This window comes from Mycobacterium sp. 852014-50255_SCH5639931 (genome assembly GCF_001665605.1).
Classification (GTDB): domain Bacteria; phylum Actinomycetota; class Actinomycetes; order Mycobacteriales; family Mycobacteriaceae; genus Mycobacterium; species Mycobacterium paraffinicum.
In genome coordinates this window covers 14,704-40,027 of the sequence record NZ_LZSV01000035.1, presented here as the reverse complement: position 1 = coordinate 40,027, position 25,324 = coordinate 14,704, and the positions used below count along the sequence as shown (strand labels likewise).

General features: G+C 68.5%; 28 protein-coding genes. 20 read left to right on the top strand and 8 right to left on the bottom strand.

Annotated elements, in window-relative coordinates; all coding sequences use genetic code 11:
• Positions 1–9: 9 nt before the first annotated feature.
• Both A5758_RS21050 and A5758_RS21045 read right to left on the bottom strand, forming a co-directional pair.
• Positions 10–225, bottom strand: a complete 216-nt coding sequence (locus A5758_RS21050) for a hypothetical protein (RefSeq protein ID WP_197504021.1) — start codon at positions 223–225, stop codon at positions 10–12.
• A gap of 196 nt (positions 226–421) precedes the next feature.
• Complete coding sequence (locus tag A5758_RS21045; RefSeq protein WP_067744002.1) at positions 422–853, bottom strand: Hsp20/alpha crystallin family protein; 432 nt, start codon at positions 851–853, stop codon at positions 422–424.
• Between the two features lie 135 nt (positions 854–988).
• Between A5758_RS21045 and A5758_RS21040 the strand changes: the two genes are divergently transcribed.
• Both A5758_RS21040 and A5758_RS21035 read left to right on the top strand, forming a co-directional pair.
• Positions 989–3,094 carry an adenosylcobalamin-dependent ribonucleoside-diphosphate reductase gene (locus tag A5758_RS21040; protein ID WP_067743999.1) on the top strand — a complete coding sequence of 702 codons (2,106 nt, stop codon included), beginning with the start codon at positions 989–991 and terminating at the stop codon, positions 3,092–3,094.
• A 132-nt stretch (positions 3,095–3,226) separates the two neighbouring features.
• On the top strand, positions 3,227–4,387 hold the full coding sequence (locus tag A5758_RS21035; protein WP_067205746.1) for a site-2 protease family protein: 1,161 nt from the start codon (positions 3,227–3,229) through the stop codon (positions 4,385–4,387).
• Positions 4,388–4,403: 16 nt separating this feature from the next.
• Here A5758_RS21035 and A5758_RS21030 read toward each other — a convergent pair whose 3' ends face one another.
• Complete coding sequence (locus A5758_RS21030; protein WP_067205743.1) at positions 4,404–5,225, bottom strand: class I SAM-dependent methyltransferase; 822 nt, start codon at positions 5,223–5,225, stop codon at positions 4,404–4,406.
• Between the two features lie 95 nt (positions 5,226–5,320).
• Between A5758_RS21030 and fdxA the strand changes: the two genes are divergently transcribed.
• From fdxA to A5758_RS21005, 5 genes are read left to right on the top strand one after another with little or no spacing between them, the layout of a single operon-like run.
• A complete protein-coding gene (gene fdxA, locus A5758_RS21025) occupies positions 5,321–5,677 on the top strand; it encodes a ferredoxin (RefSeq protein ID WP_067205739.1) in 357 nt (118 codons plus the stop codon).
• A 7-nt stretch (positions 5,678–5,684) separates the two neighbouring features.
• Entirely contained in the window at positions 5,685–6,365 is a 681-nt protein-coding gene (locus tag A5758_RS21020; protein WP_231987374.1) for a metalloregulator ArsR/SmtB family transcription factor, read from the top strand.
• On the top strand, positions 6,362–6,787 hold the full coding sequence (locus A5758_RS21015) for a hypothetical protein (RefSeq protein ID WP_067205886.1): 426 nt from the start codon (positions 6,362–6,364) through the stop codon (positions 6,785–6,787). Before A5758_RS21020 ends, A5758_RS21015 begins: the two co-directional genes overlap by 4 nt.
• A gap of 31 nt (positions 6,788–6,818) precedes the next feature.
• The gene (locus A5758_RS21010; protein WP_067205733.1) at positions 6,819–7,163 is read left to right on the top strand and encodes a cupin domain-containing protein; all 345 of its coding nucleotides are present in this window, start codon (positions 6,819–6,821) and stop codon (positions 7,161–7,163) included.
• 4 nt (positions 7,164–7,167) lie between these two features.
• Entirely contained in the window at positions 7,168–8,109 is a 942-nt protein-coding gene (locus tag A5758_RS21005; RefSeq protein ID WP_067743996.1) for a nitronate monooxygenase family protein, read from the top strand.
• A gap of 7 nt (positions 8,110–8,116) precedes the next feature.
• Here A5758_RS21005 and A5758_RS21000 read toward each other — a convergent pair whose 3' ends face one another.
• A complete protein-coding gene (locus A5758_RS21000) occupies positions 8,117–8,824 on the bottom strand; it encodes a metalloregulator ArsR/SmtB family transcription factor (RefSeq protein ID WP_156622730.1) in 708 nt (235 codons plus the stop codon).
• Positions 8,825–8,902: 78 nt separating this feature from the next.
• Here A5758_RS21000 and A5758_RS20995 point away from each other — a divergent pair, with 78 nt between their 5' ends.
• On the top strand, positions 8,903–9,340 hold the full coding sequence (locus tag A5758_RS20995; RefSeq protein ID WP_067205722.1) for a DoxX family membrane protein: 438 nt from the start codon (positions 8,903–8,905) through the stop codon (positions 9,338–9,340).
• 9 nt (positions 9,341–9,349) lie between these two features.
• Here the strand turns inward: A5758_RS20995 and A5758_RS20990 are convergent, their stop codons facing one another.
• Positions 9,350–9,850: a DUF1990 family protein gene (locus A5758_RS20990; RefSeq protein WP_067744689.1), complete on the bottom strand. Its 501-nt coding sequence runs from the start codon at positions 9,848–9,850 to the stop codon at positions 9,350–9,352.
• 57 nt (positions 9,851–9,907) lie between these two features.
• Here A5758_RS20990 and A5758_RS20985 point away from each other — a divergent pair, with 57 nt between their 5' ends.
• Positions 9,908–10,792 (top strand): aldo/keto reductase, encoded by an 885-nt coding sequence (locus A5758_RS20985; protein WP_067743990.1) that lies wholly within the window; start codon positions 9,908–9,910, stop codon positions 10,790–10,792.
• A 30-nt stretch (positions 10,793–10,822) separates the two neighbouring features.
• Complete coding sequence (locus A5758_RS20980; RefSeq protein WP_067743988.1) at positions 10,823–11,449, top strand: PaaI family thioesterase; 627 nt, start codon at positions 10,823–10,825, stop codon at positions 11,447–11,449.
• On the opposite strand, the gene A5758_RS20975 is transcribed toward A5758_RS20980, so the two are convergent.
• The gene (locus tag A5758_RS20975) at positions 11,440–13,020 is read right to left on the bottom strand and encodes an MmgE/PrpD family protein (protein ID WP_067743985.1); all 1,581 of its coding nucleotides are present in this window, start codon (positions 13,018–13,020) and stop codon (positions 11,440–11,442) included. The two genes, A5758_RS20980 and A5758_RS20975, sit on opposite strands and share 10 nt — an antisense overlap.
• Positions 13,021–13,150: 130 nt before the next feature.
• Between A5758_RS20975 and thrS the strand changes: the two genes are divergently transcribed.
• The 6 genes from thrS to A5758_RS20945 are packed head-to-tail and all read left to right on the top strand — an operon-like array spanning position 13,151 to position 19,542.
• Complete coding sequence (gene thrS, locus A5758_RS20970; RefSeq protein ID WP_067743982.1) at positions 13,151–15,259, top strand: threonine--tRNA ligase; 2,109 nt, start codon at positions 13,151–13,153, stop codon at positions 15,257–15,259.
• 3 nt (positions 15,260–15,262) lie between these two features.
• Entirely contained in the window at positions 15,263–15,826 is a 564-nt protein-coding gene (locus A5758_RS20965; RefSeq protein WP_067205710.1) for an HIT domain-containing protein, read from the top strand.
• Positions 15,823–16,455 carry a phosphatidylinositol phosphate synthase gene (pgsA, locus tag A5758_RS20960; RefSeq protein ID WP_067743979.1) on the top strand — a complete coding sequence of 211 codons (633 nt, stop codon included), beginning with the start codon at positions 15,823–15,825 and terminating at the stop codon, positions 16,453–16,455. The genes A5758_RS20965 and pgsA overlap by 4 nt, the downstream gene beginning before the upstream one ends.
• A gap of 8 nt (positions 16,456–16,463) precedes the next feature.
• Positions 16,464–17,393 carry a phosphatidylinositol mannoside acyltransferase gene (locus A5758_RS20955; RefSeq protein WP_067744684.1) on the top strand — a complete coding sequence of 310 codons (930 nt, stop codon included), beginning with the start codon at positions 16,464–16,466 and terminating at the stop codon, positions 17,391–17,393.
• Positions 17,393–18,517, top strand: a complete 1,125-nt coding sequence (locus A5758_RS20950; RefSeq protein WP_067205704.1) for a glycosyltransferase family 4 protein — start codon at positions 17,393–17,395, stop codon at positions 18,515–18,517. Before A5758_RS20955 ends, A5758_RS20950 begins: the two co-directional genes overlap by 1 nt.
• A complete protein-coding gene (locus A5758_RS20945) occupies positions 18,517–19,542 on the top strand; it encodes an NUDIX hydrolase (RefSeq protein WP_067743976.1) in 1,026 nt (341 codons plus the stop codon). The genes A5758_RS20950 and A5758_RS20945 overlap by 1 nt, the downstream gene beginning before the upstream one ends.
• A 5-nt stretch (positions 19,543–19,547) precedes the next feature.
• Here A5758_RS20945 and A5758_RS20940 read toward each other — a convergent pair whose 3' ends face one another.
• A complete protein-coding gene (locus tag A5758_RS20940; protein ID WP_067743973.1) occupies positions 19,548–20,747 on the bottom strand; it encodes a PE-PPE domain-containing protein in 1,200 nt (399 codons plus the stop codon).
• Between the two features lie 15 nt (positions 20,748–20,762).
• Positions 20,763–21,839 (bottom strand): PPE family protein, encoded by a 1,077-nt coding sequence (locus A5758_RS25915; protein ID WP_156622729.1) that lies wholly within the window; start codon positions 21,837–21,839, stop codon positions 20,763–20,765.
• A 288-nt stretch (positions 21,840–22,127) separates the two neighbouring features.
• Between A5758_RS25915 and pdxS the strand changes: the two genes are divergently transcribed.
• The 4 genes from pdxS (at position 22,128) to A5758_RS20910 (ending at position 25,319) form a co-directional block, all read left to right on the top strand.
• Positions 22,128–22,976, top strand: coding sequence for a pyridoxal 5'-phosphate synthase lyase subunit PdxS (pdxS, locus tag A5758_RS20925; protein ID WP_231987378.1), 849 nt, complete (start codon positions 22,128–22,130; stop codon positions 22,974–22,976).
• Between the two features lie 13 nt (positions 22,977–22,989).
• On the top strand, positions 22,990–23,826 hold the full coding sequence (tesB, locus tag A5758_RS20920) for an acyl-CoA thioesterase II (protein WP_067205689.1): 837 nt from the start codon (positions 22,990–22,992) through the stop codon (positions 23,824–23,826).
• Positions 23,823–24,419, top strand: coding sequence for a pyridoxal 5'-phosphate synthase glutaminase subunit PdxT (gene pdxT, locus A5758_RS20915; RefSeq protein WP_067743963.1), 597 nt, complete (start codon positions 23,823–23,825; stop codon positions 24,417–24,419). Before tesB ends, pdxT begins: the two co-directional genes overlap by 4 nt.
• A gap of 144 nt (positions 24,420–24,563) precedes the next feature.
• A complete protein-coding gene (locus A5758_RS20910) occupies positions 24,564–25,319 on the top strand; it encodes a YebC/PmpR family DNA-binding transcriptional regulator (RefSeq protein WP_067205682.1) in 756 nt (251 codons plus the stop codon).
• The last annotated feature ends 5 nt before the right edge of the window (positions 25,320–25,324 follow it).

Here is a 25,324-nt window from a genome sequence, read left to right as displayed (position 1 = left end):
CTGTCGCAATCAGCCTCGCGCCCGCTGCGAGGCGCGGCCGACGTGGGCCATGATGCGTTCCAGGACGGTATTGGCCAGGTCGCCGTCGTCGGCAACACGCGACAGGCCGCGGCGCCGCAGGAACGTGTCGAGGCGTCGATCGGGGGACCAGTCGGCATAGATCGGGCCGAGATACCGCGATTGCAGGAATTCCGAAGCCAGGATGTCCACGTCAGAGTCGGTCAACGACAACGTTGGAATACCGCCCATAGCCGCCATGCTCCTTCGTTCAGCCGCAACCGCACCAGCCAAGTTACGTCAGACGTCGCCATTATTCCGTCACGCGCAGATTGCGGATAGGGCCCAAAGTCATCACCGGAGCCGGCGCCCGCAACAGCCGTGGTGGGCCCGGGCGACGCTGCCCGGGCCCCGCTTCTGCCGACTATTTCGCGGCGATCTTTACGTGCTTCTCCTCGGGCGCGGGCTGTGAGACCGGCACCGAGACGGTGAGGATGCCTTTGTCGTAGGTGGCCTTGATGTCGTCCTCGTTGGCGTTGGACGGCAGCGATACGGTGCGGACGAACGAGCCGTAGGAGAACTCCGATCGGCCGTCGAACTCCTTTTTCTCGCTGCGCTCGGCCTTGATGGTGAGCTGACCGTCGCGGACGGTGATATCGACGTCCGTGGCCGGGTCGATGCCGGGAATCTCGGCGCGCAGCTCGTAGCGGCCGTCGACCATCTCGTCTTCCAACCGCATGAGCCGGGTGTCGAACATCGGACGGATTCCGGCGAACGACGGGAACGCCGAGAAGAAGTCCGCGAACTCGGGGAACAGCATGTGCGGCTTCTGCGTCGCAGGCAGTGTGCTGGTCATTGTTTTCTCCTGGGATGTCTGTTGTCTGAAACGGACGTCTTCGATCCGACCACGCGAGGGGCCACCACGGTAGGGACGGAAGTCCTTATCTCGTTTCGGGCTACGACTTTTGGGTGTGACGGGGATACTCGAACGATGGTCGGGACAGCGCGGTCCGCGCGGTGGCCGTCGAGCGTCAGGCGCCGGGACGGACGCCTGGTGCCTTTCGATGTGGGCCGCATCGAGACGGCGATCGCTCGGGCCGCGCGGGAGGTCGGACGCCGCGACCCGGACTTGCCCGGCGGGCTGGCCAGGTCGGTGGCCGATGCGCTTGCGGGTCAGGCCCGCAGCGCAATTCCGAGGGTCGAGGAGATCCAAGATGTGGTCGAGGCGCAGCTGGCCGCGGCCGGCCTGGACGACGTTGCCCGCGCTTATGCCGTGTACCGCAGCCACCATGCCGAATTGCGTGCGACCAAAGAGCTGATAGGTGTGCGCGACGAACTCAAATTGAGCGTGGCCGCCGTGACGGTGCTGGGCGAGCGCTATCTGCTGCGCGACGACCGTGGCAGGCCGATTGAATCAACCGGCGAAATGATGGACCGCGTCGCGAACCACGTCGCGCGGGCCGAAGAGCGGTTTCAGTCCGGGTCCTCGGCGGTGTGGGCCCAACGGTTTTCGGCGCTGCTGCGTGACCTCGAGTTTCTACCCAACTCGCCGACGCTGATGAACGCTGGCACCGAATTGGGGCTGCTTTCCGCGTGTTTCGTTCTGCCAGTGGCTGATTCGCTGCGCTCGATCTTCACCGCGCTCGCGCAGAGCGCGGACATACACCAGGCGGGTGGCGGGACCGGCTACGCGTTCACCCACCTGCGACCCGCCGGCGATTCGGTGGCCCGTACCGGCGGGACGGCCAGCGGACCCCTCTCGTTCCTTCGGCTGTTCGATTACGCCGCCGCGGTGATCTCGATGGGTGGCCGCCGACGCGGTGCGTCGATGGCGGTGCTCGACGTATCGCACCCCGACATCTACGACTTCGTCACCGCCAAGTCCCGCTCGGCGAGCGAGCTCAACCAGTTCAATCTGTCGGTGGGCGTGACGGACCGATTTCTGCGCGCCGTCGGGCGCGGCGGCAGCCATCGGCTGGTCAACCCGAGGACGGGCACGACGGTCGCGACGGTGCCCGCGGCCGATCTGTTCACCGCGATCTGCGAGGCCGCACATCAGTGTGGCGACCCCGGACTGGTGTTCCTCGACACGATCAACCGCGCCAATCCGACGCCGGCGTCGGGCCGGATCGAGGCCACCAACCCGTGCGGGGAAGTCCCGCTGTTGCCCTACGAGTCGTGCAACCTGGGTTCGATCAACCTTGCCCGGATGGTCAGCCGCGGCGGCATCGATTGGGATCGGCTCACAGCGGTGACGGAACTGGCCGTGCGCTTCCTGGACGACGTCATCGACGTCAGCCGCTTTCCCTTCCCCGAAGTCGAAGCGGCCACCAAGGCCACCCGCAAGATCGGGCTGGGCGTCATGGGCCTGGCGGAGATGCTGGCCGGCTTGGGCATTCCGTATGACAGCGAGCGCGGAGTTCGCCTGGCCGGCCGGATCGCCCGCACCGTCAACCAGGTCGCACATGGCGCATCCGAGCGGCTGGCTGAGGAGCGTGGACCGTTTCCGGCCTTCCCGGAAAGCCGCTTCGCGGGCTCTGCGCCACGGCGCAACGCCCAGCTCACCTCCATCGCGCCGACCGGCACCATCTCGTTGATCGCCGGGACCAGCGCGGGCATCGAGCCGATGTTCGCGATCGCCTACGTCCGGGCCGTCATCGGGCGACGCCTGCTCGAGGTCAACCCGTGTTTCGACCGGCTCGCCCGCGACCGCGGTTTCTACCATCCCGACCTGATCGCCGAAATCGCCCGGCACGGCGGCGTGCGCGCGGACCGACACGTCCCCGCCGAGGTTCGGGCGGCGTTTCCCACCGCCGGGGAGATCACCCCGGATTGGCACCTGCGGATGCAGGCCGCGGTGCAGCGGCACGTCGACGCCGCGGTGTCCAAAACCGTCAACCTGCCGGCGGAATCGACCGTCGACGACGTCCGCGCGATCTATCTGGCCGCGTGGAAGGCGAGGGTGAAAGGCATCACCGTCTACCGCTACGGCACTCGGGCCGGACAGGTGCTCACCTACGTCGGCGCCGAGGAGGCCCTGCTTGCCGCCGACGCCACGTTCAGCGGCGGCTGCCTGGGGCGCCGGTGCGAATTCTGATCGTGTCCCACGCAGGCCGATTGGCCGCCCGCGCGGGGTCCTAGTGCCCTAGCGGCGGCCGCGGCGGCGCCCTACTTTCGAGCCAGAGACGGCAGTCGAACCGGCTCTGCTCAACGACTTTGGAGGTTTGACGTGCGCGACGCGATCCCAATAGGGCGGATCGCCGGATTTCCGGTGAACGTCCACTGGAGCGTGCTGGTCATCCTGTGGTTGTTCACCTGGAGCCTGGCCAGCACGCTGCCCGGAACCGTCAAAGGATATTCGCACGGCGCCTACTGGTTGGCCGGAGCGTGCGGCGCGCTGGTGCTGCTGGCGTCGCTGGTGGCGCACGAGCTCGCGCATGCCGTCGTCGCCCGCCGCGCCGGGGTGTCCGTGGGGAGCGTGACGCTCTGGCTTTTCGGCGGCGTGACCACCCTCGGCGGCGAGGCCAAGACGCCCAAGGCGGCCTTCCGGATCGCGATCGCCGGGCCGGCCACCAGCCTCGCGCTGGCCGCCGCCTTCGGCGGGCTGGTCGCGGCGCTGCATACCGTGCGCGCCGCTCCCATCGTGATCGGGGTCGCTTCCTGGTTGGCCGCCATCAATCTGCTGCTGGGCCTCTTCAACCTGTTGCCCGGCGCACCCCTGGATGGCGGCCGGGTGCTGCGGGCCATCCTGTGGCGCCGCCACGGGGACAGCGTGCGAGCGAGCATCGGCGCGGCGCACGCCGGACGGGTGGTCGCCTTCATCCTCATCGGGCTGGGGCTGGCCGAATTCTTGTTGGGCGGTGTGGTCGGCGGTGTCTGGCTGGCGTTTATCGGCTGGTTCATCTTCGCCGCCAGTCGCGAGGAGGAGACGCGGATATCGACCCAGCAGATGTTCTCCGGCGTACGCGTCGCCGACGCGATGACCGCCGGGCCGCATACCGCGCCCGGTTGGATCACCGTCGACGATTTCGTCCAGCGCTATGTGCTCGGTGACCGGCATTCGGCGTACCCGGTCGTCGACCGGAGCGGGGCCATCACCGGTCTGATCACGTTGAGTCGGTTGCGTGAGGTCGCGCCCGGCCAGCGCGCCACCGTCACCGTGGGGCAGGTCGCGCAACCGCTGCAAGAGGTGCCGTCAGGCACGCCGCAAGAGCCGCTGACCGCCCTGCTGGAGCGGATGGCACCGGCCGGTCCCCGCAGCCGTGCCCTGGTGTTCGACGGCGCGCAGGTGGTCGGCATCGTTACGCCCACCGATGTGGCGCGCCTCATCGAGGTCTATCGGCTCGCCCACCCAGAAGACGCGAAACCGGCGTCGGCGCAAAGCATTTAGTCGATGTCGCGCGGGGTCAGGGTTTGTGGGCGACGATTGCGACGGCGGCCAGTTGCTTGCGGTGCCGGCGGAACGTGCGGCGCATCGTGAGGACCCGCTTGCGGGCGTCCCGGTGGACCAGCACGTTGCGGGCGAACCGCAGCGCCCCGAGCAGCCCTTCGTCGGCGACCAGTCGGCGCGGCTGCAACAGGGCCATCGGCGCGGTCGCGACGTGGTCAACCACCAGCCCGTGGTCGGCAAGCAGCCCCGACCATTCCGCGACCGTCAGCGGCCGCGCGTTCACCTTGATCGCGCGCGCCAGCGATTGCCGGATGTCGGTGCTGACCTCCTCCGAGACGGTGTCCGGTGTGAGGGCCAATTCGTGGATCGCATACCGGCCACGCGGCCGCAGCACTCGCGACGCCTCGGCGACGATGGCGTGCTTGGTCGCGTCACCCTGCATGCTCAGCATCGCCTCCCCGATGACGACATCCGTGCTCGCATCCGGCAATCCGGTGGCCGCCGCGTCGGCGACCCGGACCGCGCCATTCTCGACGCCGAGTTCGGTGAGCACGCCGCGAACCACGTTGGCCGCGTCGGGATCCCCCTCGGCGCCGACGTACGACCGCGGGTGGCGGGCCAGGATCTCGGTGGCGGTGCGGCCCAGGCCGGGGGCCAACTCGACCACGTCGGCGCCGGCCACCTCGGCGCGGGCCAGCAGTGTGCGGGTGAGCTCGACGCCGCCCGGCCGAAGAACGCGTTTGCCGAGCCGGGCCAGCAGCCAATGGCCCGCGACGGCGTCGTCGGCGCGGCCCGCCGCGGGCAGGGGGGCCCGGGAATCGGGTTGTGGCTTGATCATCAGACCGCCTGCCGCGCAGGGTTTTTCAGAGGTGGCATTCCGGGTTCTCCCAAACGCTCTCGTTTTTACAAGCAATGTTGTGTAAACTCTAGCCCATGACGTACGTGATCGGGAAGCCATGCATCGACGTGATGGATCGCGCCTGTGTGGACGAGTGTCCCGTCGATTGCATCTACGAGGGCGGCCGCGCGCTGTACATACACCCCGACGAATGCGTGGACTGCGGCGCGTGCGAGCCGGTGTGCCCGGTCGATGCCATCTATTACGAGGACGACCTGCCCGAGGAGCTCAGACCGTACCTGGCCGACAACGAGGCGTTCTTCGCTGAAACGCTGCCGGGCCGCGACGCGCCCTTGGGATCGCCGGGTGGGGCGGCCAAGATGGGTCCGCTCGGTGTAGACACGCCTTTGGTGGCCGCTCAGCCGAGGGCTGACCAAGCGGAAGGAGCGTGAGGGTCCCGTGAAGTTGTCGCAGACGTCGATCGGGGAATCCGCCAGCCGCCGCCGGGCGGTCCTGCGGGTGTTGCGGGCGTCGCCCGATCCCATGAGCATCGCCGCCATCGCCGACGTGCTGGGCGTGCACCCGAATACCGTCCGCTTCCACCTCGACAGCCTGGTCGGTGACGGGCAGGTGGAGCACGTCGAGCTGGATCGCAAGGGGCCGGGCCGCCCGCCGCTGATGTTCCGCGCCGTCCGGCAGATGGACCGCGGCGGCACGCGGCACTATCGCCTGCTCGCCGAGATCTTGGCCGTGGCGTTCGCCGGAGAGCGCGACGCCGGTGCCAAGGCGTTGGCCGCGGGCCGGGCCTGGGGGCAAAAACTGGATGCCAGCCTGGAGGCGGTGCCCAGCGAACCCGCCAGCGCCGACGACGCCATCGACCACTTGGTCAACATGCTCGACGAGCTCGGCTTCGCGCCCGAACGCCGGGCGGCCGACGGGGAGCAACAGGTCGGCCTGCGGCACTGCCCGTTCCTGGAGTTGGCCGAAAATCGGACCGCCGTCGTGTGCCCGGTGCATCTGGGCCTCATGCAAGGCGCCATGGAGGCCTGGGGGGCGCCGGTGTCGGTCGATCGGCTCGACGCGTTCGTCGAACCGGATCTGTGCGTGGCGCACCTGGCGCCGCGGACCGCGGCCAAATGAGCACCGGGCCGGCGATCGCGGTTGCGGTCACCTTCGTGTGGCTCGGCATGGTGCTGGCGATCTCGTTCCTGGAAGCTCCGCTGAAATTCCGCGCGCCCAACGTGACGTTGCAGATCGGGCTCGGCATCGGGCGGCTGGTGTTCAGGGGCCTCAACACCGTCGAGGTCTGCTTCGCCCTGGTGCTCGTGGCGATCGTGGCCGGGGGCCCGACGACGATGGGCGTCACCGTCTCGATTTTCGTCGCGGCCGGCGCGCTGGCCGTGCAGTTGATCGCGGTGCGACCCCGACTGACCCGCCGCTCGGACAGAGTGCTCGCCGGGTCGGACGGTCCGCGCTCCCGAGCCCACTACGTGTACGTCGGCTTCGAGGTGGTCAAGGTAATCGCGTTGGTCGTGGCGGGGATACTGCTACTGACGGCCTGATCGTGTCCGTTCAACCGCAAAGGACTCAGCTATGGAATCGATCTCGTTGACCAGCCTCGCGTCCGAAAAGCTGGCCGAGGCCAAGGAATCGCACAGCGGGCGGGCCGCCCACACCATCCACGGTGGCCACAGCCACGAACTTCGGCAGACCGTGCTGGCTTTGCTTGGCGGCCATGAGCTTTCCGAACACGACGGCCCCGCGGAGGCAACGCTGCAGGTGCTGCAGGGCCACGTGCGCCTGACCGCCGGCGGTGACGCCTGGGAGGGTAGAACCGGCGACTATGTAGCGATCCCGACGGAACGGCACGCCCTGCTTGCGGTCGAGGATTCGGTGGTCATGCTGACCGTGCTGAAGACCATTCCGTCGGTTCACTAGCCGGATGCTTTCCACGCCCTGGTCAAGGGAGTTCGGGCTGCGGGTGCCGATCGTCAACGCGCCCATGGGCGGCGTTGCCGGGGGTCGGCTGGCAGCGGCGGTGACCGCGGCCGGCGGCCTGGGCATGGTCGGCATGGGCAGCGTCGCCACCAGGGAACTGCTGCAAACCCAGCTGCAGCACGTGCGGGGATCGTTCGGCATCGGCCTGGTCGATTGGGTGATGCGCACCGAGGCGGGGCTGCTCGAGGATGCCCTGGCCGCGCGGCCGGCTCTGCTGTCGGTCAGTTTCGGAACCGACTGGTCCTGGGTCGCCAAGGCGCACGACGCCGGGATCCCCACCGCCACACAGGTATACGACAGTGTGGGGGCGCGTCAGGCGTCCGACGCCGGCGTCGACATTCTGGTCGCCCGGGGGTCCGAGGGTGGCGGTCACGGTGAGACGAAGCTCGCGACGCTGCCCTTGCTCGACACCGTGCTGGACGCCGTCTCGGTGCCGGTCCTCGCGGGCGGCGGCGTCGCTTCGGCGCGCAGCCTGGCCGCCGTGCTGGCCGCCGGTGCGAGCGGGGCATGGGTGGGCACCCGCCTGGCCGCGTGTCCGGAGGCGCTCTCCGGCGACGGCAGCCGCCGCGCGCTGATCGCGGCCCGGGCCACCGACACAGCGGTCACCCGGGCCTTCGACGTCGCCCAGGCCCGGCCGTGGCCCGCGCGATTCCCGTCCCGGGTGCTGACCAACGACTTCGTCGAGCGCTGGACGGGTAAAGAGGACACGCTCAATCCGCAGGCCTGCGACGACCTCGCGGCCTCCATCGCCGCCGACGACCGCCGGGTCGCGCCCGTGGACGCCGGTCAGGGCGTCGGGATGATCCGCGACGATGCGTCGGTGGCCGAGGTGATCGACGAAATATGTTCGGGCGCACAGCGTTTGCTGAGCACCTGGGGCTCCTAGCGTCCGCCTAGCGGTCGCCGGGGGTGAGCACGACACAACAGCGGTCGGGCCCCGGGCACAGCTGGGCGTCGGGACCGTGCGGCGCGAGGGCATCGGCGACGCCGGTGATGAGCGCGTGGTTCATATTGCAGGCCAGTTCGGTCTGCTCCTGCGCGAGCGCGTGGAACGGGCAATTGGCGAGTTCGATCCTGCGGCCGACGGCGCGGGGTTCGTAGCCGTATCGGCTCAAGACCTTGACGGCGAACTTGAGTCCGGCGGCCGGGCTGGTGGGCCGGCGCGACGTGGCGGCGATGGTCTGCCCGTAGTCATGCGCGACCCCGTTGAGGAGCTCGACAACGGGCGCACCCGTGGAGGAGGACTCGGCAATTGCTTTCGCCATCAAGCGTCCCGCCAATTCGTACTCGCGCTGGGGGAGGCTGACCGCGATGTCGCGGCCCGCCCGGCGATAGAGCTTGGACGTCCGCCCCGCGCCCGGCCCGGATCGGCCGGTCACTCGCGCGTAGTCACTTTCCAGCAGGCCCTCGGCGGTCAACCGATCCAAGTGAAACTTGGCCTGGTGGTTCGCAATCCCAACCGCGTCGGCCGCCTGGTCGCGGCTCACCGGCGCCGGCTGGGCGCACACGAACCGGTAGAGCTCGCGGCGCACCGGGTCGGCGAGCGTCCCGATGCCGGCGGCGTCGCGTTCCAGGGAGTCGTCGTCCAAGTCAACAGCCATTTCTAACGGATAAAACTCTTGACGCTACAGTCTACAGGTTCTAACGTTCAAACTATTATCTGTTAGAAGGAGGAATCCATGAGCACCACCAACGCCACCCCACCGCTCACCGCCCAATTGAAGGACCCGGCGCTGTCGGCGTACTACGCCCTGCGCACCGTTTTCACCATCGCGCCCATAGTCTTCGGGCTGGACAAGTTCTTCAACGTGCTGACCCATCCGCATCACTGGAGCATGTACCTGGCCGGCTGGATCAACGACCTGGTGCCCGGGACCGCCGATCAATGCATGTATCTGGTGGGCGTCATCGAGATCGTGGCCGGCGTGCTGGTCGCCGTTGTGCCGCGATTCGGCGCATGGGTGGTCGCGGCGTGGCTGGCCGGGATCATCGTCGACCTCGTCACCGGGCCGGGCTTCTACGACGTGGCGCTGCGCGACTTCGGTCTGCTGGTCGGCGCCATCGCACTCGCCCGGCTGGCGCAGGGCGTGCACACCGGCAGCATCGGGCGCCGGTAACCGGCCGGCTCAAACCCCGCGCAGATAGCGTTTGGCGATGACGCGCTGGGCCACCGACACCACTGGCCCCGCGGCTTTACTCCACCAGGTCGCGGGCCGCGAGAACGCCGTCACCTCCGCGAACACCGCGGAGGTGACGGGGTCGCGCCGGACGACGAAGCGCTCCTCGCCGGACTCCGGATGTCCCGGCAACGTGCCGTAGGCGAATCCACGGATGTCGGGCTCGTCGACGACGTACACCACGCGGCATGGCGCGGGCAGAAAACCCATGCGCACCACCACAACTGTGCCGACCTCCGCGATGTCGGAGCTGGCCCGCACCCGCAGCCCGGCCCCGTGTTGCATGCCCCAGCGCATGACGGCGTCGGCGGCCCGCTCGAAGCGCTGCTGACCGGTGCCGATCTGACTCTCCGTGTGCAGGTGGCCGTATCCCGCGGGCAAGTTGCCGGATGCGGTCGCCCCCACCTCGGGATAGGTCAGCGGGAGTTCCTCGAGCGCTGCTAAGTCCACCCGCTCAGCTTGCCACGCCGAGATGCGCGGCGACATTTCCGGCGTACGGTCGTAAAAGTGACCGCACAAAACTCGAAAACTGTTGCAGAAGCGTCCGGAACCTTCACCCTCGGCGGCGACCTGACCATAAACCGGCTCGGGTTCGGCGCCATGCGCCTGACCGGCAAGGGTGTCTGGGGCCCGCCGTCCGACCGCGACGAATGCGTCCGCGTGTTGCGCCGCGCCGTCGAGCTCGGCGTGAACTTCATCGACACCGCGGACTCCTACGGCCCCTACATATCCGAGGACATCATTCGGGAGGCGCTGCATCCCTACGAGGGCCTGGTGATCGCGACCAAGGCGGGGCTGCTGCGCACCGGACCGGACGTCTGGATCCCGCTGGGCAACCCGAGCTATCTGCGCCAGGAATGCGAGATGAGCCTGCGGCGCCTGGGCGTCGACACCATCGACCTGTTCCAGCTGCACCGCATCGACCGCGACTTCCCGCTGGCCGACCAGGTGGGCGAGCTGCTGACGCTGAAGAACGAGGGCAAGATCCGCCACATCGGCCTGTCCGAGATCAACGTCGACCAACTCACGGAGGCCCAGCGAACCACCGAGATCGTGTCGGTGCAGAACATGTACAACCTGGCCGCCCGCGGCGCCGAACCGCTGCTGGACGCCGCGACCAGGCAGGGCATCGGCTTCATCCCGTGGTTCCCGCTGGCCGCCGGGCCGCTGGCCGCCCCCGACGGCCCGCTGCAGCGCATCGCCGGCGAGCACCACGCGAGCCCGTCGCAACTGGCGCTGGCCTGGTTGCTGAAACGGTCGCCGGTGATGCTGCCGATTCCGGGCACTTCGAAGGTGGCGCACCTGGAGGAAAACGTGGCCGCCGCCGAGATCACACTGACCGACGACGAGTTCGAAACCCTCTCGGCGGCCGGGGCTCAACAGACGGTCTGACCGCGCCGCGCCTTTCCCGCGCAATACGGTGTGCTGGTGGCGGAACATCAGCAGCACCGCGGCGGCGGGTTCAACCCGCCGGAGCCGACGACCAAGGGCGGGCCCGACTACGGCAGGTTCATCGATGCCGTGCGCACCCTGCAGGACCATGCCCGCGCCGTCGACGCGCCCGACGCGGTGATCACCGAGGCCGCCAACCTGCTGGACAAGGTGTCGACCCTGCTGACTCCGTTCGACGCCGACGAGTGGGCGTCCCCGTCGGGGCGCCGCATGGACCTGCCGATGCGCGGCAACATCCTGTCCGTGCCCATGAAGGCCCGCAAGACCGAGGACGGCCGCATCCAGGGGTCGGCCCGGTTCGCCCGGTTTCACCTGGGCCGCAACGGCGCCGTGCATGGCGGCTGCCTGGGCATGCTGTTCGACAGCGTGCTCGGGTTGACGTCCTCGGTGCTCACCGGGGGTCCCTACCAGCGCACGGCCTACCTGAAGATCGACTACCGCCACATCGTGCCGATCGAGAAGGAATTGCAGTTCGACGCCGGCATCGACCGGGTGGACGGGCGCAAGATCTTCGTCTCCGGCCGGTTGGCCGACGGCGACACGCTGCTGACCGAAGCCGACGCTCTGTTCGTGCGGCTCAAGCCGGGTCAGCCCTGACGGCCCAGCAGGCGCCACAGGTCGTCGGCGTCGGCGTCAATCGCCTCGAAGATGTCGTCACACCGCTCTTGGCCCCACACCGCAGGTCCACTCCCCAAAAGCTTTTCGCGGCTGACGGCGTCGGGACTGGTTTTCACATTGCCGGCTCCGCCGTGGGGAACACCGCATTCGGCCGCTAACTCCTGGCCGTCGCGCAACCTCACCCGCACCCGGGCCGGGAAAGTCATGGTGAACGCGTCAAGCGCTGCCGGCGCCCACAACTGTCCTGTCGCCGCTCGTCCGGCCGCGCCGACTCGGCCATCTCGCAGGGCGCGGAGCAGAGCGATGCCGTCGCCGAGGGCGAAGCGAACGCCCTTGTGTTCCCTGCGAGTTCGCCGGACGGCGCCGAGCAGCCGGCGGGTTGGCGTGCCGACTGTCATAGTGCGAACCGGAAGGAGCGGTGCCATCGCTTCGGCCGTCCGCAAGGTGAGCGACCAGTCGTGCCGCAACGACACCCGGGCGGCGACCTCGGCGAGTTCGCGGTGGTGGCCGGCCAGCCATTCCTCGTTGACTTCGTCCGGCGTGAGCCGGCCGGCAACAAGCGTGGCGGCAACGGTCCACGGGATCGAGAAGTTGATAGTCACCGGTGTGGGCACGCGCTCGGCCGTGTACCCGTGCGACATGGCATCCATCCCGCACGTCAGCACGCCCGCATCGACGACCACCGACGCGACCTCGTCGGGTGGCGGAGGCCCGAGTTCGTGCAGCGCGTCGACGGTCGTGTCGACATAAGCGCAGCCCGGATACCGCTTGACGCTCAGAGTCCGTGTCGCCCAACCGGTGCCGAGCCCACCCAGAAGTGCGGGCAGCGGCGCGTAGGAGAACGCATCGAAGAAGCCTTGCGGGTGGTCAAGGGCATCCAGGGGGCCGGTGACGCCGTTGGCGGCCAGACGGGCGGCCCGGACACCGGCCAGGGTCGGTTCCGCTGCCGTCAGCAGCTTCGAATCGGGGGCCATGAACCCCGGCACGGTGGCGCGCGGAGCCTGGTAGAGAGCAAGGGCCAGGGCATGCGCCAGCCGGCCCGCATCGAGTCCAAGCAGCCGCCCGGCGCCGACGGCCGCTCCGGCGGCATGCACGAACGACCACAACTGACCATTGAGCGGCCCGAGCAGGCAGGCGCCGCCCAGGCGGGCCTCGAGCTCGTTGGCCGCCACCTGGGCGGTTAGTTGCTCGGCCGCCGAGGCGCCGGTCTCGGCGGCGAAGAGTACCGGTACCCATACGGCGGAGTGGCCGGCGTGAGCGAAGCACATGTAGTCGTCGAAGTCGAGCGCGATCGACAACGCGGCCACGGCGTAGAGGGCGTCGTCGACGGCAACGGAACGGTGTAATCCCGGCACCACTGCGGGGCCATCGCCGGCCCAGCTTTCGACACCGGCGAGCACGCGCCGTGACGCGACGTCGCGGGCCGATGCGGCCGTGGCCGCGAACACGGATCGGCGTTGGGTGCGGCACAGGTCGACCACCGCGTCGGGGACATCGTCGAGACGCAGTTCAGCGGCCCACCCCGCCAACCGTTCGATGGTGGTAACCACGCTGGCACGGTAGGCGCACTTCGACCGAGGGGTCAATCAGTGTTGGCCCGGCGGTGTGGGGTGGTGGTCGGCCACACGGATAGCATGGTCGCGATCGTTCCGACATGTCCAAGCCTGGAGAATTGACCCGATGAGTGCCGCCGCACAGCCCACCCCGCAGGCCGATGGCGGCGACCCGCAGCGCCCGGGCGAGCCGGGCTCGCGATCGCCGCAGGCCCCGATCCGGGTTCCTGCCGGCACTACCGCGGCGGCCGCAGTGCGGGAGGCGGGGCTGCCGGGCCGGGGTGCCCCGGACGCGGTCGTCGTGGTGCGCGACGCCGACGGCAAGTTGCGCGACCTGAGTTGGGTGCCCGAAGCCGACGTCGAGGTCGCCCCGATCGCCGCCAACACCGACGAGGGCCGCAGCGTCATCCGGCATTCGGCCGCGCACGTGCTGGCCCAGGCCGTCCAGGGTCTGTTCCCGCACGCCAAGTTGGGCATCGGGCCGCCCATCACCGACGGCTTCTATTACGACTTCGATGTGGCGGAGCCGTTCACCCCCGAGGACCTGGCGGCGCTGGAAAAACGGATGCGCCAGATCGTCAAAGAGGGACAGCTGTTCGAGCGCCGCGTCTACGAGTCCAAAGACGAGGCCCGCTCGGAGTTGGCCAACGAGCCGTACAAGCTCGAACTCGTCGACGACAAGTCCGGCGACCCCGACATCATGGAGGTCGGCGGCGACGAGCTCACCGCCTACGACAACCTCAATCCCCGCACCCGGGATAGGGTTTGGGGCGACCTGTGCCGCGGGCCGCACATCCCGACCACCAAGCACATCCCGGCGTTCAAACTGACCCGAAGCTCCGCCGCCTATTGGCGGGGTGACCAGAAAAACGCCAGCCTGCAACGCATCTACGGCACCGCGTGGGAGTCCCAGGAGGCGCTCGACCACCATCTCGAGCTGCTCGCGGAAGCCCAGCGCCGCGACCACCGCAAGCTCGGCAGCGAGCTGGACCTGTTCAGCTTCCCCGACGAAATCGGTTCCGGGCTCGCGGTTTTCCACCCCAAGGGCGGCGTCGTGCGCAGGGAGCTGGAGGAGTACTCGCGGCGCAAGCACATCGAGGCCGGGTACGAGTTCGTCAACACGCCGCACATCACCAAGGCGCAGCTGTACGTCACGTCGGGTCACCTGGAGTGGTACGCCGACGGAATGTACCCGCCGATGCATCTCGACGCTGAGTTCAACGAGGACGGCACGGTGCGCAAGCCGGGCCAGGACTACTACCTCAAACCGATGAACTGCCCGATGCACCACCTGATCTACCGGTCGCGCGGACGGTCGTATCGCGAACTTCCGTTGCGGCTCTTCGAGTTCGGCAGCGTGTACCGCTACGAGAAATCCGGCGTGGTGCACGGCCTGACCCGGGTGCGCGGCATGACTCAGGACGACGCGCACATCTACTGCACGCGCGAGCAGATGCGCGACGAGCTGGCGTCGGTGCTGCATTTCGTGCTCGATCTGCTGGCCGACTACGGGCTCAACGACTTCTATCTCGAGCTGTCCACCAAGGACCCGGAGAAGTACTCCGGGTCTGACGAGATATGGGACGAGGCCACTGAGGTCCTGCGCGACGTCGGCGTGGCCTCCGGGCTGGAGCTGATTCCCGACCCCGGCGGCGCAGCGTTTTACGGCCCGAAAATCTCGGTGCAGGTCAAGGACGCGCTGGGCCGGAGCTGGCAGATGTCGACCATCCAGCTCGACTTCAACATGCCGGAACGCTTCGAACTCGAATACACCGCCGCCGACGGCTCGCGTCAGCGGCCTGTGCTGATCCATCGCGCGTTGTTCGGGTCCATCGAGCGGTTCTTCGGCATCCTCACCGAGCACTACGCCGGCGCGTTTCCGGCGTGGCTGGCGCCCGTGCAGGTGGTCGGCATCCCCGTCGCCGACGAACACGTGCCCTACCTGGAAAGCATTGCCGTGCAGCTCAAATCGCACGGTGTGCGGGTGGAGGTGGATGCCAGCGACGACCGGATGGCCAAGAAGATCGTGCACCACACCAACCAGCGCGTCCCGTTCATGTTGCTGGCCGGTGACCGCGACGTCGAGGCCGATGCCGTCAGCTTCCGCTTCGGTGACCGCACGCAGATCAACGGTGTGCCACGGGACAGCGCCGTCGACGCCATCGTGGCTTGGATCGCCGATCGCCAAAATGCCGTTCCCACAGCCGAACTCGTAAAGATGGCCGGCGGTGAATAGACAGTGACCGAAGAGGAACGCGCCGACGACGCCATCCTGGACACGGGCGTCGGCCAAAGTGACCACCTGCAACGCCTCTGGACGCCGTACCGGATGACGTATCTGGCCGAAGCGCCGATGAAGCGCGATAACGGCAAGACCGAGCAGCCCTTCACCGACATCCCGCAACTGTCCGACGAGGAAGGCCTGGTTGTCGCGCGCGGCGAGCTCGTCTACGCCGTCCTCAACCTCTACCCGTACAACCCCGGGCACCTGATGGTGGTGCCGTACCGGCGGGTGTCCGAGCTCGAGGACCTCACCGTCGAGGAGAGCGCGGAGCTGATGGCCTTCATGCAGAAGGCGATTCGAGTCATCAAGAACGTGTCGCGGCCGCACGGCTTCAACGTCGGCCTCAACTTGGGCACCTCGGCGGGCGGGTCGCTGGCCGAACACCTGCACGTGCACGTCGTGCCGCGCTGGGGCGGCGACGCGAACTTCATCACCATCATCGGCGGGTCCAAGGTGATCCCGCAGTTGCTGCGCGAAACCCGCCAGCTGCTGGCCACGGAGTGGGCAAACCAGTCATGAGTAAGGTGCCGTTCCTGTCGCGGGCGGCGTTCGCGCGGCTCACCACTCCCACCGCCAGGGCATGCCTGCGGCTGGGATTGACGCCGGACGTGGTCACCGTCCTGGGCACCACCGGATCTGTGGCGGGGGCGCTCACGCTCTTCCCGATGGGCAAGCTGTTCGCCGGTGGTTGCGTGGTGTGGTTCTTCGTGCTGTTCGACATGCTCGACGGGGCGATGGCCCGGGAAAGAGGCGGCGGCACGCGTTTTGGCGCCGTGCTGGACGCCACGTGCGACCGCGTCAGTGATGGCGCGGTGTTCTGCGGGTTGCTGTGGTGGATCGCCTTCGGCATGCACGACAAGCTGCTGGCGGTGGCGACGTTGATCTGTCTCGTCACGTCGCAGGTCATCTCCTACATCAAGGCGCGGGCCGAAGCCAGCGGATTGCGCGGCGACGGCGGCATCATCGAACGACCCGAAAGGTTGATCATCGTGCTGGTAGGTGCCGGTGTGTCCGACTTTCCCTTCGTTGCCTGGCCGCCCGCGCTGCCGGTGGCGATGTGGCTGCTGGCGGCGGCCAGCGTGGTCACCTGCGTACAGCGGTTGCGCACGGTCTGGACCTCGCCCGGCGCGACGGAGCGCATGCCGTGATCCCGGGCATGAGTCTGATCGGCACCCCCCGCCGCCTGGCATCCGGCACCGCGAGCGACTGGGGGTATGCGGCCGGCTGGATGGCGGTGCGGGCGATGCCGGAGTTCGCCGCGCGCACCGTGTTCGGGGCGGGAGCGCGCTATGCCGCCCGCGGCGGCGGCCCGGACCAACTGCGCAAGAACCTGGCCCGCGTCATCGGCGTGCCGGCGGCCGAGGTGCCCGACGAGTTGATGCGGGCCTCGCTGGCCTCCTACGCCCGCTACTGGCGGGAGGCGTTCCGGCTGCCCACGATGGACCATCGCAAGCTGGCGAGCCAGCTCCACGAGTCGGTCGCGGGGCAGGACAATCTGGCGGCGGCGCTGGCCGCGGGCCGCGGCGCGATATGCGCGTTGCCGCACAGCGGCAACTGGGACATGGCCGGGGTATGGCTCGCGCAGACACACGGCACCTTCACCACGGTTGCCGAGCGGCTCAAACCGGAGTCGCTGTACCGGCGCTTCATCGCCTTCCGCGAAAGCCTCGGCTTCGAGGTGCTGCCGCTGTCCGGCGGGGAACGACCACCCTTCGAGGTGCTGTGCGAGCGGCTGCGCGACAACGGGGTGGTATGCCTGATGGCCGAGCGCGACCTGACCCGCACCGGGGTCCAGGTCGACTTCTTCGGCGAACCCACCCGGATGCCCGCGGGCCCGGCGAAGCTCGCGATCGAGACCGGGGCGGCGCTGCTGCCGTCGCATTGCTGGTTCGAGGACGACCGCTCGCGGGTGTGGATGCAGCCGCCGCTGGATTGCAGCAGCGGCGACGTCGGCGTCATCACCCAGGCGCTGGCGGACCAGATCGCCAAGAACATCGCCGTGCACCCCGAGGACTGGCACATGCTGCAACCGCAGTGGCTGGCAGACCTGTCGGAGGCCAAGCAGGCGCGACTCAGGGAGACCTGATGCGGATCGGGATGGTCTGCCCATACTCGTTCGACGTGCCGGGCGGGGTGCAGTCGCACGTCCTGCAGCTGGCCGAGGTGATGCGCCGGCGCGGGCACGAGGTGAGCGTCCTCGCGCCGGCTTCGCCGCAGGCGGCCCTGCCCGACTACGTGGTGTCCGCCGGCAAGGCCGTCCCCATTCCCTACAACGGCTCGGTGGCCCGGCTGCGGTTCGGCCCGGCCACCCACCGCAAGGTCAAAAAGTGGCTTGCCGAAGGCGATTTCGACGTCCTGCACCTGCACGAGCCGAACGCGCCAAGCCTGTCGATGCTGGCCCTGAACATCGCCGCGGGGCCGATCGTTTCGACGTTTCACACCTCAACCACCAAGTCGCTGACGCTGACGGTGTTTCAGGGCATCCTGCGCCCGATGCACGAGAAGATCGTCGGCCGGATCGCCGTATCCGACCTGGCCCGCCGTTGGCAGATGGAGGCGTTGGGCACCGACGCGGTCGAGATCCCCAACGGGGTGGACGTCGACTCGTTCGCCTCGGCACCGCGGCTGGACGGCTACCCGCGGCCGGGCAAGACGGTGCTGTTCCTGGGCCGCTACGACGAGCCCCGCAAGGGCATGTCGGTCCTGCTCGATGCGCTGCCCGGGGTGGTCCAGCGCTTGCCGGATGTGCAGCTGCTCGTCGTCGGCCGCGGTGACGAGGATGAATTGCGCGGCCAGGCAGGCGAATTGGTGAAGCATATTCGCTTTTTGGGTCAGGTCGACGACGCCGGGAAGGCCTCGGCGATGCGCAGCGCCGACGTGTACTGCGCGCCGCACCTTGGCGGCGAGAGCTTCGGCATCGTCCTGGTCGAGGCGATGGCCGCCGGCACCGCGGTGGTGGCCAGCGACCTGGACGCCTTCCGGCGCGTGTTGTGTGACGGCGAAGTCGGGTGCCTGGTGCCGGTCGGCGACGGCGTAGCGCTCGCGGATGCCCTTGTTTCGGTGCTAGAAAACGATGTGCTGCGCGAACGCTACGTGGCGGCCGGTTCGGCCGCGGTCCAGCGCTACGACTGGTCGGTGGTGGCCAGCCAGATCATGCGGGTATACGAGACGGTCGCCGCGTCCGGCGCCAAGGTCGAGGTGGCGAGCTGATGACGTGGCTGATCGTCCCCATCGCGATACTCGTGGGGCTCCTCGCGATATTGGGTGCCTGGGCCTATCAGACGGCCAACCGGCTGGACCGGTTGCACGTCCGCTACGACCTGTCGTGGCAGGCGCTCGACGGTGCGCTGGCGCGGCGCGCGGTTGTCGCGCGTGCGGTCGCCATCGACGCCTACGGCGGCGCCTCGGAAGGCAGGCGGCTGGCCGCGCTGGCCGACGCTGCCGAGGCCGCGCCCCGGCAGGCGCGTGAGTCGTGCGAGAACGAGCTCTCGGCCGCGCTGGCGATCGTCGATCCGGCGTCGCTGCCGACCGGGCTGATCGCCGAGCTGGCCGACGCCGAGGCCAGGGTGGTGCTGGCCCGCCGCTTCCACAACGACGCCGTCCGAGACACCCTGGCACTGCGCGAACGATTCCTGGTGCGGACGCTCCGTCTCGGCGGAACCGCCGCGCTGCCCAGCTATTTCGAGATCGTCGAGAGGCCGCACGCGCTGGCCCACGGGGACCACGGGGTGCTCAGCCACCGTACGTCCGCGCGCGTGGTGCTGCTCGACGAGACCGGCGCGGTGCTGCTGCTGCGCGGTTCGGATCCCGCCATCGCCCGCGATCACGCGCCGAGGTGGTGGATCACCGTGGGCGGCGAGGTGCGCAAGGGGGAGCGGCTGGCCGAGGCCGCCGCCCGGGAGTTGGCCGAAGAGACCGGGTTACGAGTGGCGCCGGCGGAGATGATCGGCCCGGTGTGGCGGCGCGACGAGGTGTTCGAGTTCAACGGCGCCTTGATCGACAGCGAAGAGTTCTACTTCGTGTACCGCACCCACCGGTTCGAGCCGTCCGCCGCGGACCGAACGGACCTGGAACGCAGCTACATCCACGGCCACCGGTGGTGCGATGCCGCTGACATAGCCCGACTGGCCGCGGCCGGTGAGACGGTGTACCCGATGCAGCTGTCCGAACTTCTCACCGATGCGGCCGCGCTGGCCGGCGGCCGGGCGCCGGGCCCGCTGCAATCGATCCGCTGACGCGGTCAGAACCCGCTCGGGAGACCGTTGGAGACCAGCGGTGGCAATCCCGCAAACAGCGGGTTCCCGATTCCGGACACAACGCCTGGGCCGAGATACCCGGCAATGCTCACCGGACCCGGGAAGAACCCGGGCGCATAGCCCAAGTCGACGATCGGCTTGAGGAACGGTTGCAGCAAGTCTGCCAACGGATTTCCGATGATGGGCAGGAACATGCGCAGCGGATCGAGCAGCGGCAACTGCGTGGTGGGCATGAAATAGAAAGTCAGGTTGCCGATCTGCTCGTGGAGGGCGCTGGCGACTTGTGCCGCGGACAGGAAGGGGACCGTGTGGTGCAGATCCAGGAACCCGAAAAGGGCGTTGAGGTCCGACGGGAGCCACAAGGGATGCAGCGGGAAGTCGGCAATCGCGTCGTATTGCAGCGTGAAAATGGAGGTCGCGTAGGACGTCGTCAGCGGGGTGGCGAAATGAAACGCCCCGAAGCCCGGAATGAAGTGCGTCAAGATGCCGCCCATCGGATTGTTCGGATCGGCGAGCAACACGAAGTTCAGCAGGTCCTGACTCGGCCGTAGGGCGGCCGGCAGAGCTTGCAGGTAGCGCATTTCCAGGCTGGCAACGGTCGCGCTCTGCGAATAACCAACGACGACAACGTGATTGCCCACGGCGGTCTGCGTCAGGATTGCACTGTTCAGCGTTGCCACACCCTGGTAGACCGACTTGCCGAAGGTTTCGCTGCCGAGTCCGGTAATCGGCCAAAACTGTTCAGGCGTACGCAAACTCACCAGGGTATACCCGGAGTAATTATGGGCGAGATACGCCTGTTCGATGGACGTCATGTACCTGAGGTCCGGCGACGGGTTACCGGTGCCGCCCATGATCAGCGCGATTTTGTCCGACCCCGTCGACGACTGCATGGCGGCCGCGTTGGTGGCCTCCGTTTCGGCGTACGCGTTCTTCGCGGTGATCAGGGTTTGCACGAACTGGTTGTGAAACAGTTCCGCCTGCGCGCTGAGCGCCTGGTACTGCTGGGCATGCGTGTCCAGCATCGCCGCTACGCGCACCGACACCGAATCCGTGGCCGGCGGTAGCACTCCCGTCGTCGGGGCGGCCACGGCCGCGTTCGTCGCCTCCATGGACGAGCCGATCGTTTGCAGCTCGTCGGCGGCCGTCACCATCGCGTCGGGGTCGGTGATCACGAACGACATCGGCGCTCCCCCTGACTAACTCGGCACCGCACGCGATGCCAGACCTTCGCGCGTTCCGGTGATCGAATGTGTGGCCGTGGCCGTCCCTCGCCCGGGGATGCCCGTGGAGGGCAGGTGTGGCGTGGTGGACAGACTCGCCGAAATGGGGCTGACCGGGGCACTGGGTGCCAGGGTGGCCGCGGGAGTCGGGGCCGTCGCCGGCGCCGCGTCGGCCCAGGTCGCCGGGACGGACAGCGGCCCAATCGAGCCGGCCCGGCCCGTACTGGCCGAGACCACGCGCCCGGCGAGCTGCGCGGTCATGGGGCCGCCGGTGCCCGGACTGACCGTCGACGCCATGACCGGATCCATCGCGGGGACGCTGCCGGCGCCGCTCAGCAACGGATTGGTGCCGGACATCAGCTGGCCCACCATCATGTTCATGGGTTCCATCGCGAACTGGGCGGGCGTCGAGAGCATCTGCAGCTGCGACATCGGGTTCATCAGCTGCTGGGTCAACGTCTGGGTCAGGGCCTGAAACAGCTGCTCCCCGAAGGAGGTGAAGGTCGGGGTGGGCAAGCCCGTCAGGGTGAGGGGTGGGTTGCTGAACGGCGTCCACGTCGCCTCGGCCGCCCGGGTGCTGGCGTCGTAGGCGGTCATCGCCGTCACGTCCTGGGCCCACATCTCGGCGTACTGGGCTTCGGTCGCGGCGATAGCCGCGGTGTTCTGGCCCAGGAGGTTGGTAGCGATCAGCGACATCAGCAGGGCCCGGTTGGCCGCGACCACCTCCGGGGGCACCGTCGCGGCGAACGCCGCCTCGAACGCGGCGGCCGACAGCCGGGTCTGGTTGGCCACCAGCTCTGCATGTGCCGACGTCGTGGTCATCCACTGCACGTACGGGGCGGCGGCCGTCGCCATCGTCATCGACGCGGGACCCTGCCATGCCCCACCCGTCAGGGTCGACACCGTCGACTGGAAGGAACTTGCCGCGGAGCCCAACTGGGCGGCCAACGCGTCCCACGCCGCCGCCGCTGCCCACATCGAACCCGAGCGCGGTCCCGCATACATCCGCGCGGAGTTGATCTCCGGCGGCAAGAGCACGAAATCCGGCAACATCCTGACCCCTCCTCAGCCAGGTCGGCGGCCGCCATCCCCGTTATCAGGCGGCCCGCAATCCGTCGCGTTCGAAGACCCGATGTGAGCAAACTAACCATGAAGTGTGTAGCAAGGGGTCGATTTACGGGCCTAGGGCCAATCGGCCCCTTTTTGTGGGTCCACAGTGGGAAAACTCGTCTCCCGCCCCCACTAGACTGGGGCGACAACGGTTGAAGGAGATCAGCAGTGGATACCGCCGCGTCACCCAACGGCAGCGGACGAACCGGCACCGCGCGCGTCAAGCGCGGCATGGCCGAGATGCTCAAGGGCGGCGTCATCATGGACGTCGTCACCCCGGAGCAGGCCCGCATCGCGGAGGGCGCGGGCGCCGTCGCCGTGATGGCGCTGGAGCGGGTGCCCGCCGACATCCGCGCCCAGGGCGGCGTGTCGCGGATGAGCGACCCAGACATGATCGAGGGCATCATCGCCGCGGTGACGATCCCGGTGATGGCCAAGGCGCGTATCGGGCACTTCGTCGAGGCGCAGATCCTGCAGAGCCTCGGCGTCGACTACGTCGATGAGTCCGAGGTGCTGACTCCGGCGGACTACACCCACCACATCGACAAGTGGAAGTTCACCGTGCCGTTCGTGTGCGGGGCCACCAATCTGGGCGAGGCCCTGCGCCGCATCAGCGAGGGCGCGGCGATGATCCGGTCCAAGGGCGAGGCAGGCACCGGAGACGTCTCGAACGCGACCACGCACATGCGGGCGATCGGTGGCGAGATCCGGCGGCTGACGTCGATGTCGGAAGACGAATTGTATGTGGCCGCAAAGGAATTGCGGGCGCCCTACGACCTGGTCGTCGAGGTGGCCCGGGCCGGCAAGCTGCCAGTCACCCTGTTCACCGCGGGCGGCATCGCCACCCCCGCGGACGCGGCGATGATGATGCAGCTCGGAGCCGAGGGCGTCTTCGTCGGCTCGGGGATTTTCAAGTCGGGGGATCCCGCGCAGCGTGCCGCCGCCATCGTCAAGGCCACCACCTTCTACGACGACCCGGACGTGCTGGCCAAGGTGTCGCGCGGCCTCGGCGAGCCGATGGTGGGCATCAACGTCGAGCAGATCGCTCAGCCCCATCGGCTGGCCGAACGCGGCTGGTAAGCCGAGGCTATTGGTGGCGATCGAAGAGATCCTTGATCTCGAGCAACTCGAGGTCAACATCTACCGCGGTCGGGTGTTCAGTCCGGAGTCGGGATATTTCCAGCGCACGTTCGGTGGCCACGTGGCCGGGCAGTCACTGGTCTCGGCGGTGCGCACGGTCGACCCGCGCTATCAGGTGCACTCGCTGCACGGTTACTTCCTGCGACCCGGGGACGCCAACCAGCCCACGGTCTTCATCGTCGAGCGCACCCGCGACGGCGGCTCCTTTGCCACCCGGCGCGTCAACGCCATCCAGCACGGCGAAATCATCTTCAGCATGGGGGCGTCCTTCCAGACCGACCAGGAGGGCATCCACCACCAGGACGTCATGCCGGCCGCGCCGCCGCCCGACGGGCTGCCCGGGCTGGACTCGATCAAGGTGTTCGACGACGCCGGCTTCAAGCAGTTCGAGGAATGGGACGTCTGCATCGTGCCGCGCGAGCGCCTGCAGCTGTCGCCCGGCAAGGCCTCCCAGCAGCAGGTGTGGTTTCGCCACCGCGACCCGCTGCCGGATGACCCGGTGCTGCACATCTGCGCGCTGGCCTACATGAGCGACCTCACTCTCCTGGGGTCGGCGCAGGTCAACCACCTCGACGTCCGCCAGCACCTGCAGGTGGCGTCGCTGGATCACGCGATGTGGTTCATGCGGGCGTTCCGGGCCGACGAGTGGCTGCTCTACGACCAGTCGTCGCCGTCGGCCAGCGGCGGTCGCTCGCTATGCCAGGGCAAGATCTTCACCCAGTCCGGCGAGATGGTGGCGGCGGTCATGCAGGAGGGGCTGACCCGCTTCCCGCGCGGATTCCAGCCGTGAGCCGTCCCCTGATCGGGGTGCTGGCGCTGCAGGGCGATACCCGCGAGCACCTGGCGGCGCTGCGCGAAGCCGGGGCCGAGTCGATGCCGGTGCGCCGCCGCGCGGAGCTGGAGAAGGTCGACGGGCTGGTCATTCCCGGTGGCGAATCCACCACCATGAGCCACCTGCTGCTCGACCTCGACCTGTTGGAGCCGCTGCGCGGGCTGCTGGCCGACGGGCTGCCGGCCTATGGGGCGTGTGCCGGCATGATCCTGCTGGCCAGCGAAATCCTCGACGCCGGCGCGGGCGGCCGGGAGGCGCTGCCGCTGCGTGCGATCGATATGACCGTGCGGCGCAACGCCTTTGGGCGACAGGTTGACTCGTTCGAGGGCGACATACCGTTCGTCGGTTTGGACGGTCCGGTGCGCGCGGTGTTCATCCGCGCCCCCTGGGTGGAGCGGGCCGGCGACGACGTGCAGGCGCTGGCCGAAGCGTCGGGGCACACGGTCGCGGTGCGGCAGGGCGCGAAGCTGGCGACGGCGTTTCACCCCGAGATGACCGGCGACCGGCGCGTCCACCAGCTCTTCGTGGACATCGTCAATGGCAACGCCTGACGCACCTTCGTGACGGCGCATACCCGCGTTCTTGTGACTGCTGGGGCGGCTGGGCCGCCAGGGGAGCGGCCGGGCAATCGCCGCCGGCCGTCCACGTAGACTCGGCTGGCGAACTTTCGAAGACAGAAGAGGTAAGAGACACCAATGAGCGGCCATTCCAAGTGGGCCACCACCAAGCACCAGAAGGCCGTCAAAGACGCGCGCCGAGGCAAGGAGTTCGCCCGGCTCATCAAGAACATCGAGGTCGCCGCGCGGACCGGCGGTGGGGACCCGGCGGGCAACCCGACGCTCTACGACGCCATCCAGAAGGCGAAGAAGACCTCGGTGCCAAACGACAACATCGAGCGTGCCCGCAAGCGCGGCGCCGGCGAGGAAGCCGGCGGCGCCGACTATCAGACGATCATGTACGAGGGCTACGGGCCCAACGGCGTGGCGGTGCTGATCGAATGCCTGACCGACAACCGCAACCGCGCGGCCGGCGAGGTCCGGGTGGCGGTGACCCGCAACGGCGGCACCATGGCCGATCCGGGCTCGGTCTCGTATCTGTTCACCCGCAAGGGCGTCGTCACGCTGGAGAAGAACGGGCTCACTGAAGACGACGTGCTGACGGCGGTTCTCGACGCCGGCGCCGAGGACGTCAACGACCTCGGTGAGAGCTTCGAGATCATCTCGGAGCCAACCGATCTGGTCGCGGTGCGCACCGCCTTGCAGGACGCCGGGATCGACTACGAGTCCGCCGAGGCCAGCTTCCAGCCTTCGGTCAGCGTGCCGGTGGACGTCGACGGCGCCCGGAAGGTGTTCAAGCTCGTCGACGCCCTAGAGGACAGCGACGACGTGCAGAACGTCTGGACCAACGTCGATTTGTCGGACGAGGTGCTCGCCGCTCTCGACGAGGAGTGAGCCAG

Bases quoted from the DNA above. Each gene is read 5' to 3' on its own strand.
- A5758_RS21045 (WP_067744002.1), bottom strand. From the start codon at position 853: ATGACCAGCACACTGCCTGCGACGCAGAAGCCGCACATGCTGTTCCCC.
- A5758_RS21040 (WP_067743999.1), top strand. From the start codon at position 989: ATGGTCGGGACAGCGCGGTCCGCGCGGTGGCCGTCGAGCGTCAGGCGC.
- A5758_RS21030 (WP_067205743.1), bottom strand. From the start codon at position 5,225: ATGATCAAGCCACAACCCGATTCCCGGGCCCCCCTGCCCGCGGCGGGC.
- fdxA (WP_067205739.1), top strand. From the start codon at position 5,321: ATGACGTACGTGATCGGGAAGCCATGCATCGACGTGATGGATCGCGCC.
- A5758_RS21015 (WP_067205886.1), top strand. From the start codon at position 6,362: ATGAGCACCGGGCCGGCGATCGCGGTTGCGGTCACCTTCGTGTGGCTC.
- A5758_RS21010 (WP_067205733.1), top strand. From the start codon at position 6,819: ATGGAATCGATCTCGTTGACCAGCCTCGCGTCCGAAAAGCTGGCCGAG.
- A5758_RS21005 (WP_067743996.1), top strand. From the start codon at position 7,168: ATGCTTTCCACGCCCTGGTCAAGGGAGTTCGGGCTGCGGGTGCCGATC.
- A5758_RS21000 (WP_156622730.1), bottom strand. From the start codon at position 8,824: ATGGCTGTTGACTTGGACGACGACTCCCTGGAACGCGACGCCGCCGGC.
- A5758_RS20995 (WP_067205722.1), top strand. From the start codon at position 8,903: ATGAGCACCACCAACGCCACCCCACCGCTCACCGCCCAATTGAAGGAC.
- thrS (WP_067743982.1), top strand. From the start codon at position 13,151: ATGAGTGCCGCCGCACAGCCCACCCCGCAGGCCGATGGCGGCGACCCG.
- pgsA (WP_067743979.1), top strand. From the start codon at position 15,823: ATGAGTAAGGTGCCGTTCCTGTCGCGGGCGGCGTTCGCGCGGCTCACC.
- A5758_RS20955 (WP_067744684.1), top strand. From the start codon at position 16,464: ATGAGTCTGATCGGCACCCCCCGCCGCCTGGCATCCGGCACCGCGAGC.
- A5758_RS20950 (WP_067205704.1), top strand. From the start codon at position 17,393: ATGCGGATCGGGATGGTCTGCCCATACTCGTTCGACGTGCCGGGCGGG.
- A5758_RS20945 (WP_067743976.1), top strand. From the start codon at position 18,517: ATGACGTGGCTGATCGTCCCCATCGCGATACTCGTGGGGCTCCTCGCG.
- A5758_RS20940 (WP_067743973.1), bottom strand. From the start codon at position 20,747: ATGTCGTTCGTGATCACCGACCCCGACGCGATGGTGACGGCCGCCGAC.
- A5758_RS25915 (WP_156622729.1), bottom strand. From the start codon at position 21,839: ATGTTGCCGGATTTCGTGCTCTTGCCGCCGGAGATCAACTCCGCGCGG.
- pdxS (WP_231987378.1), top strand. From the start codon at position 22,128: ATGGCCGAGATGCTCAAGGGCGGCGTCATCATGGACGTCGTCACCCCG.
- A5758_RS20910 (WP_067205682.1), top strand. From the start codon at position 24,564: ATGAGCGGCCATTCCAAGTGGGCCACCACCAAGCACCAGAAGGCCGTC.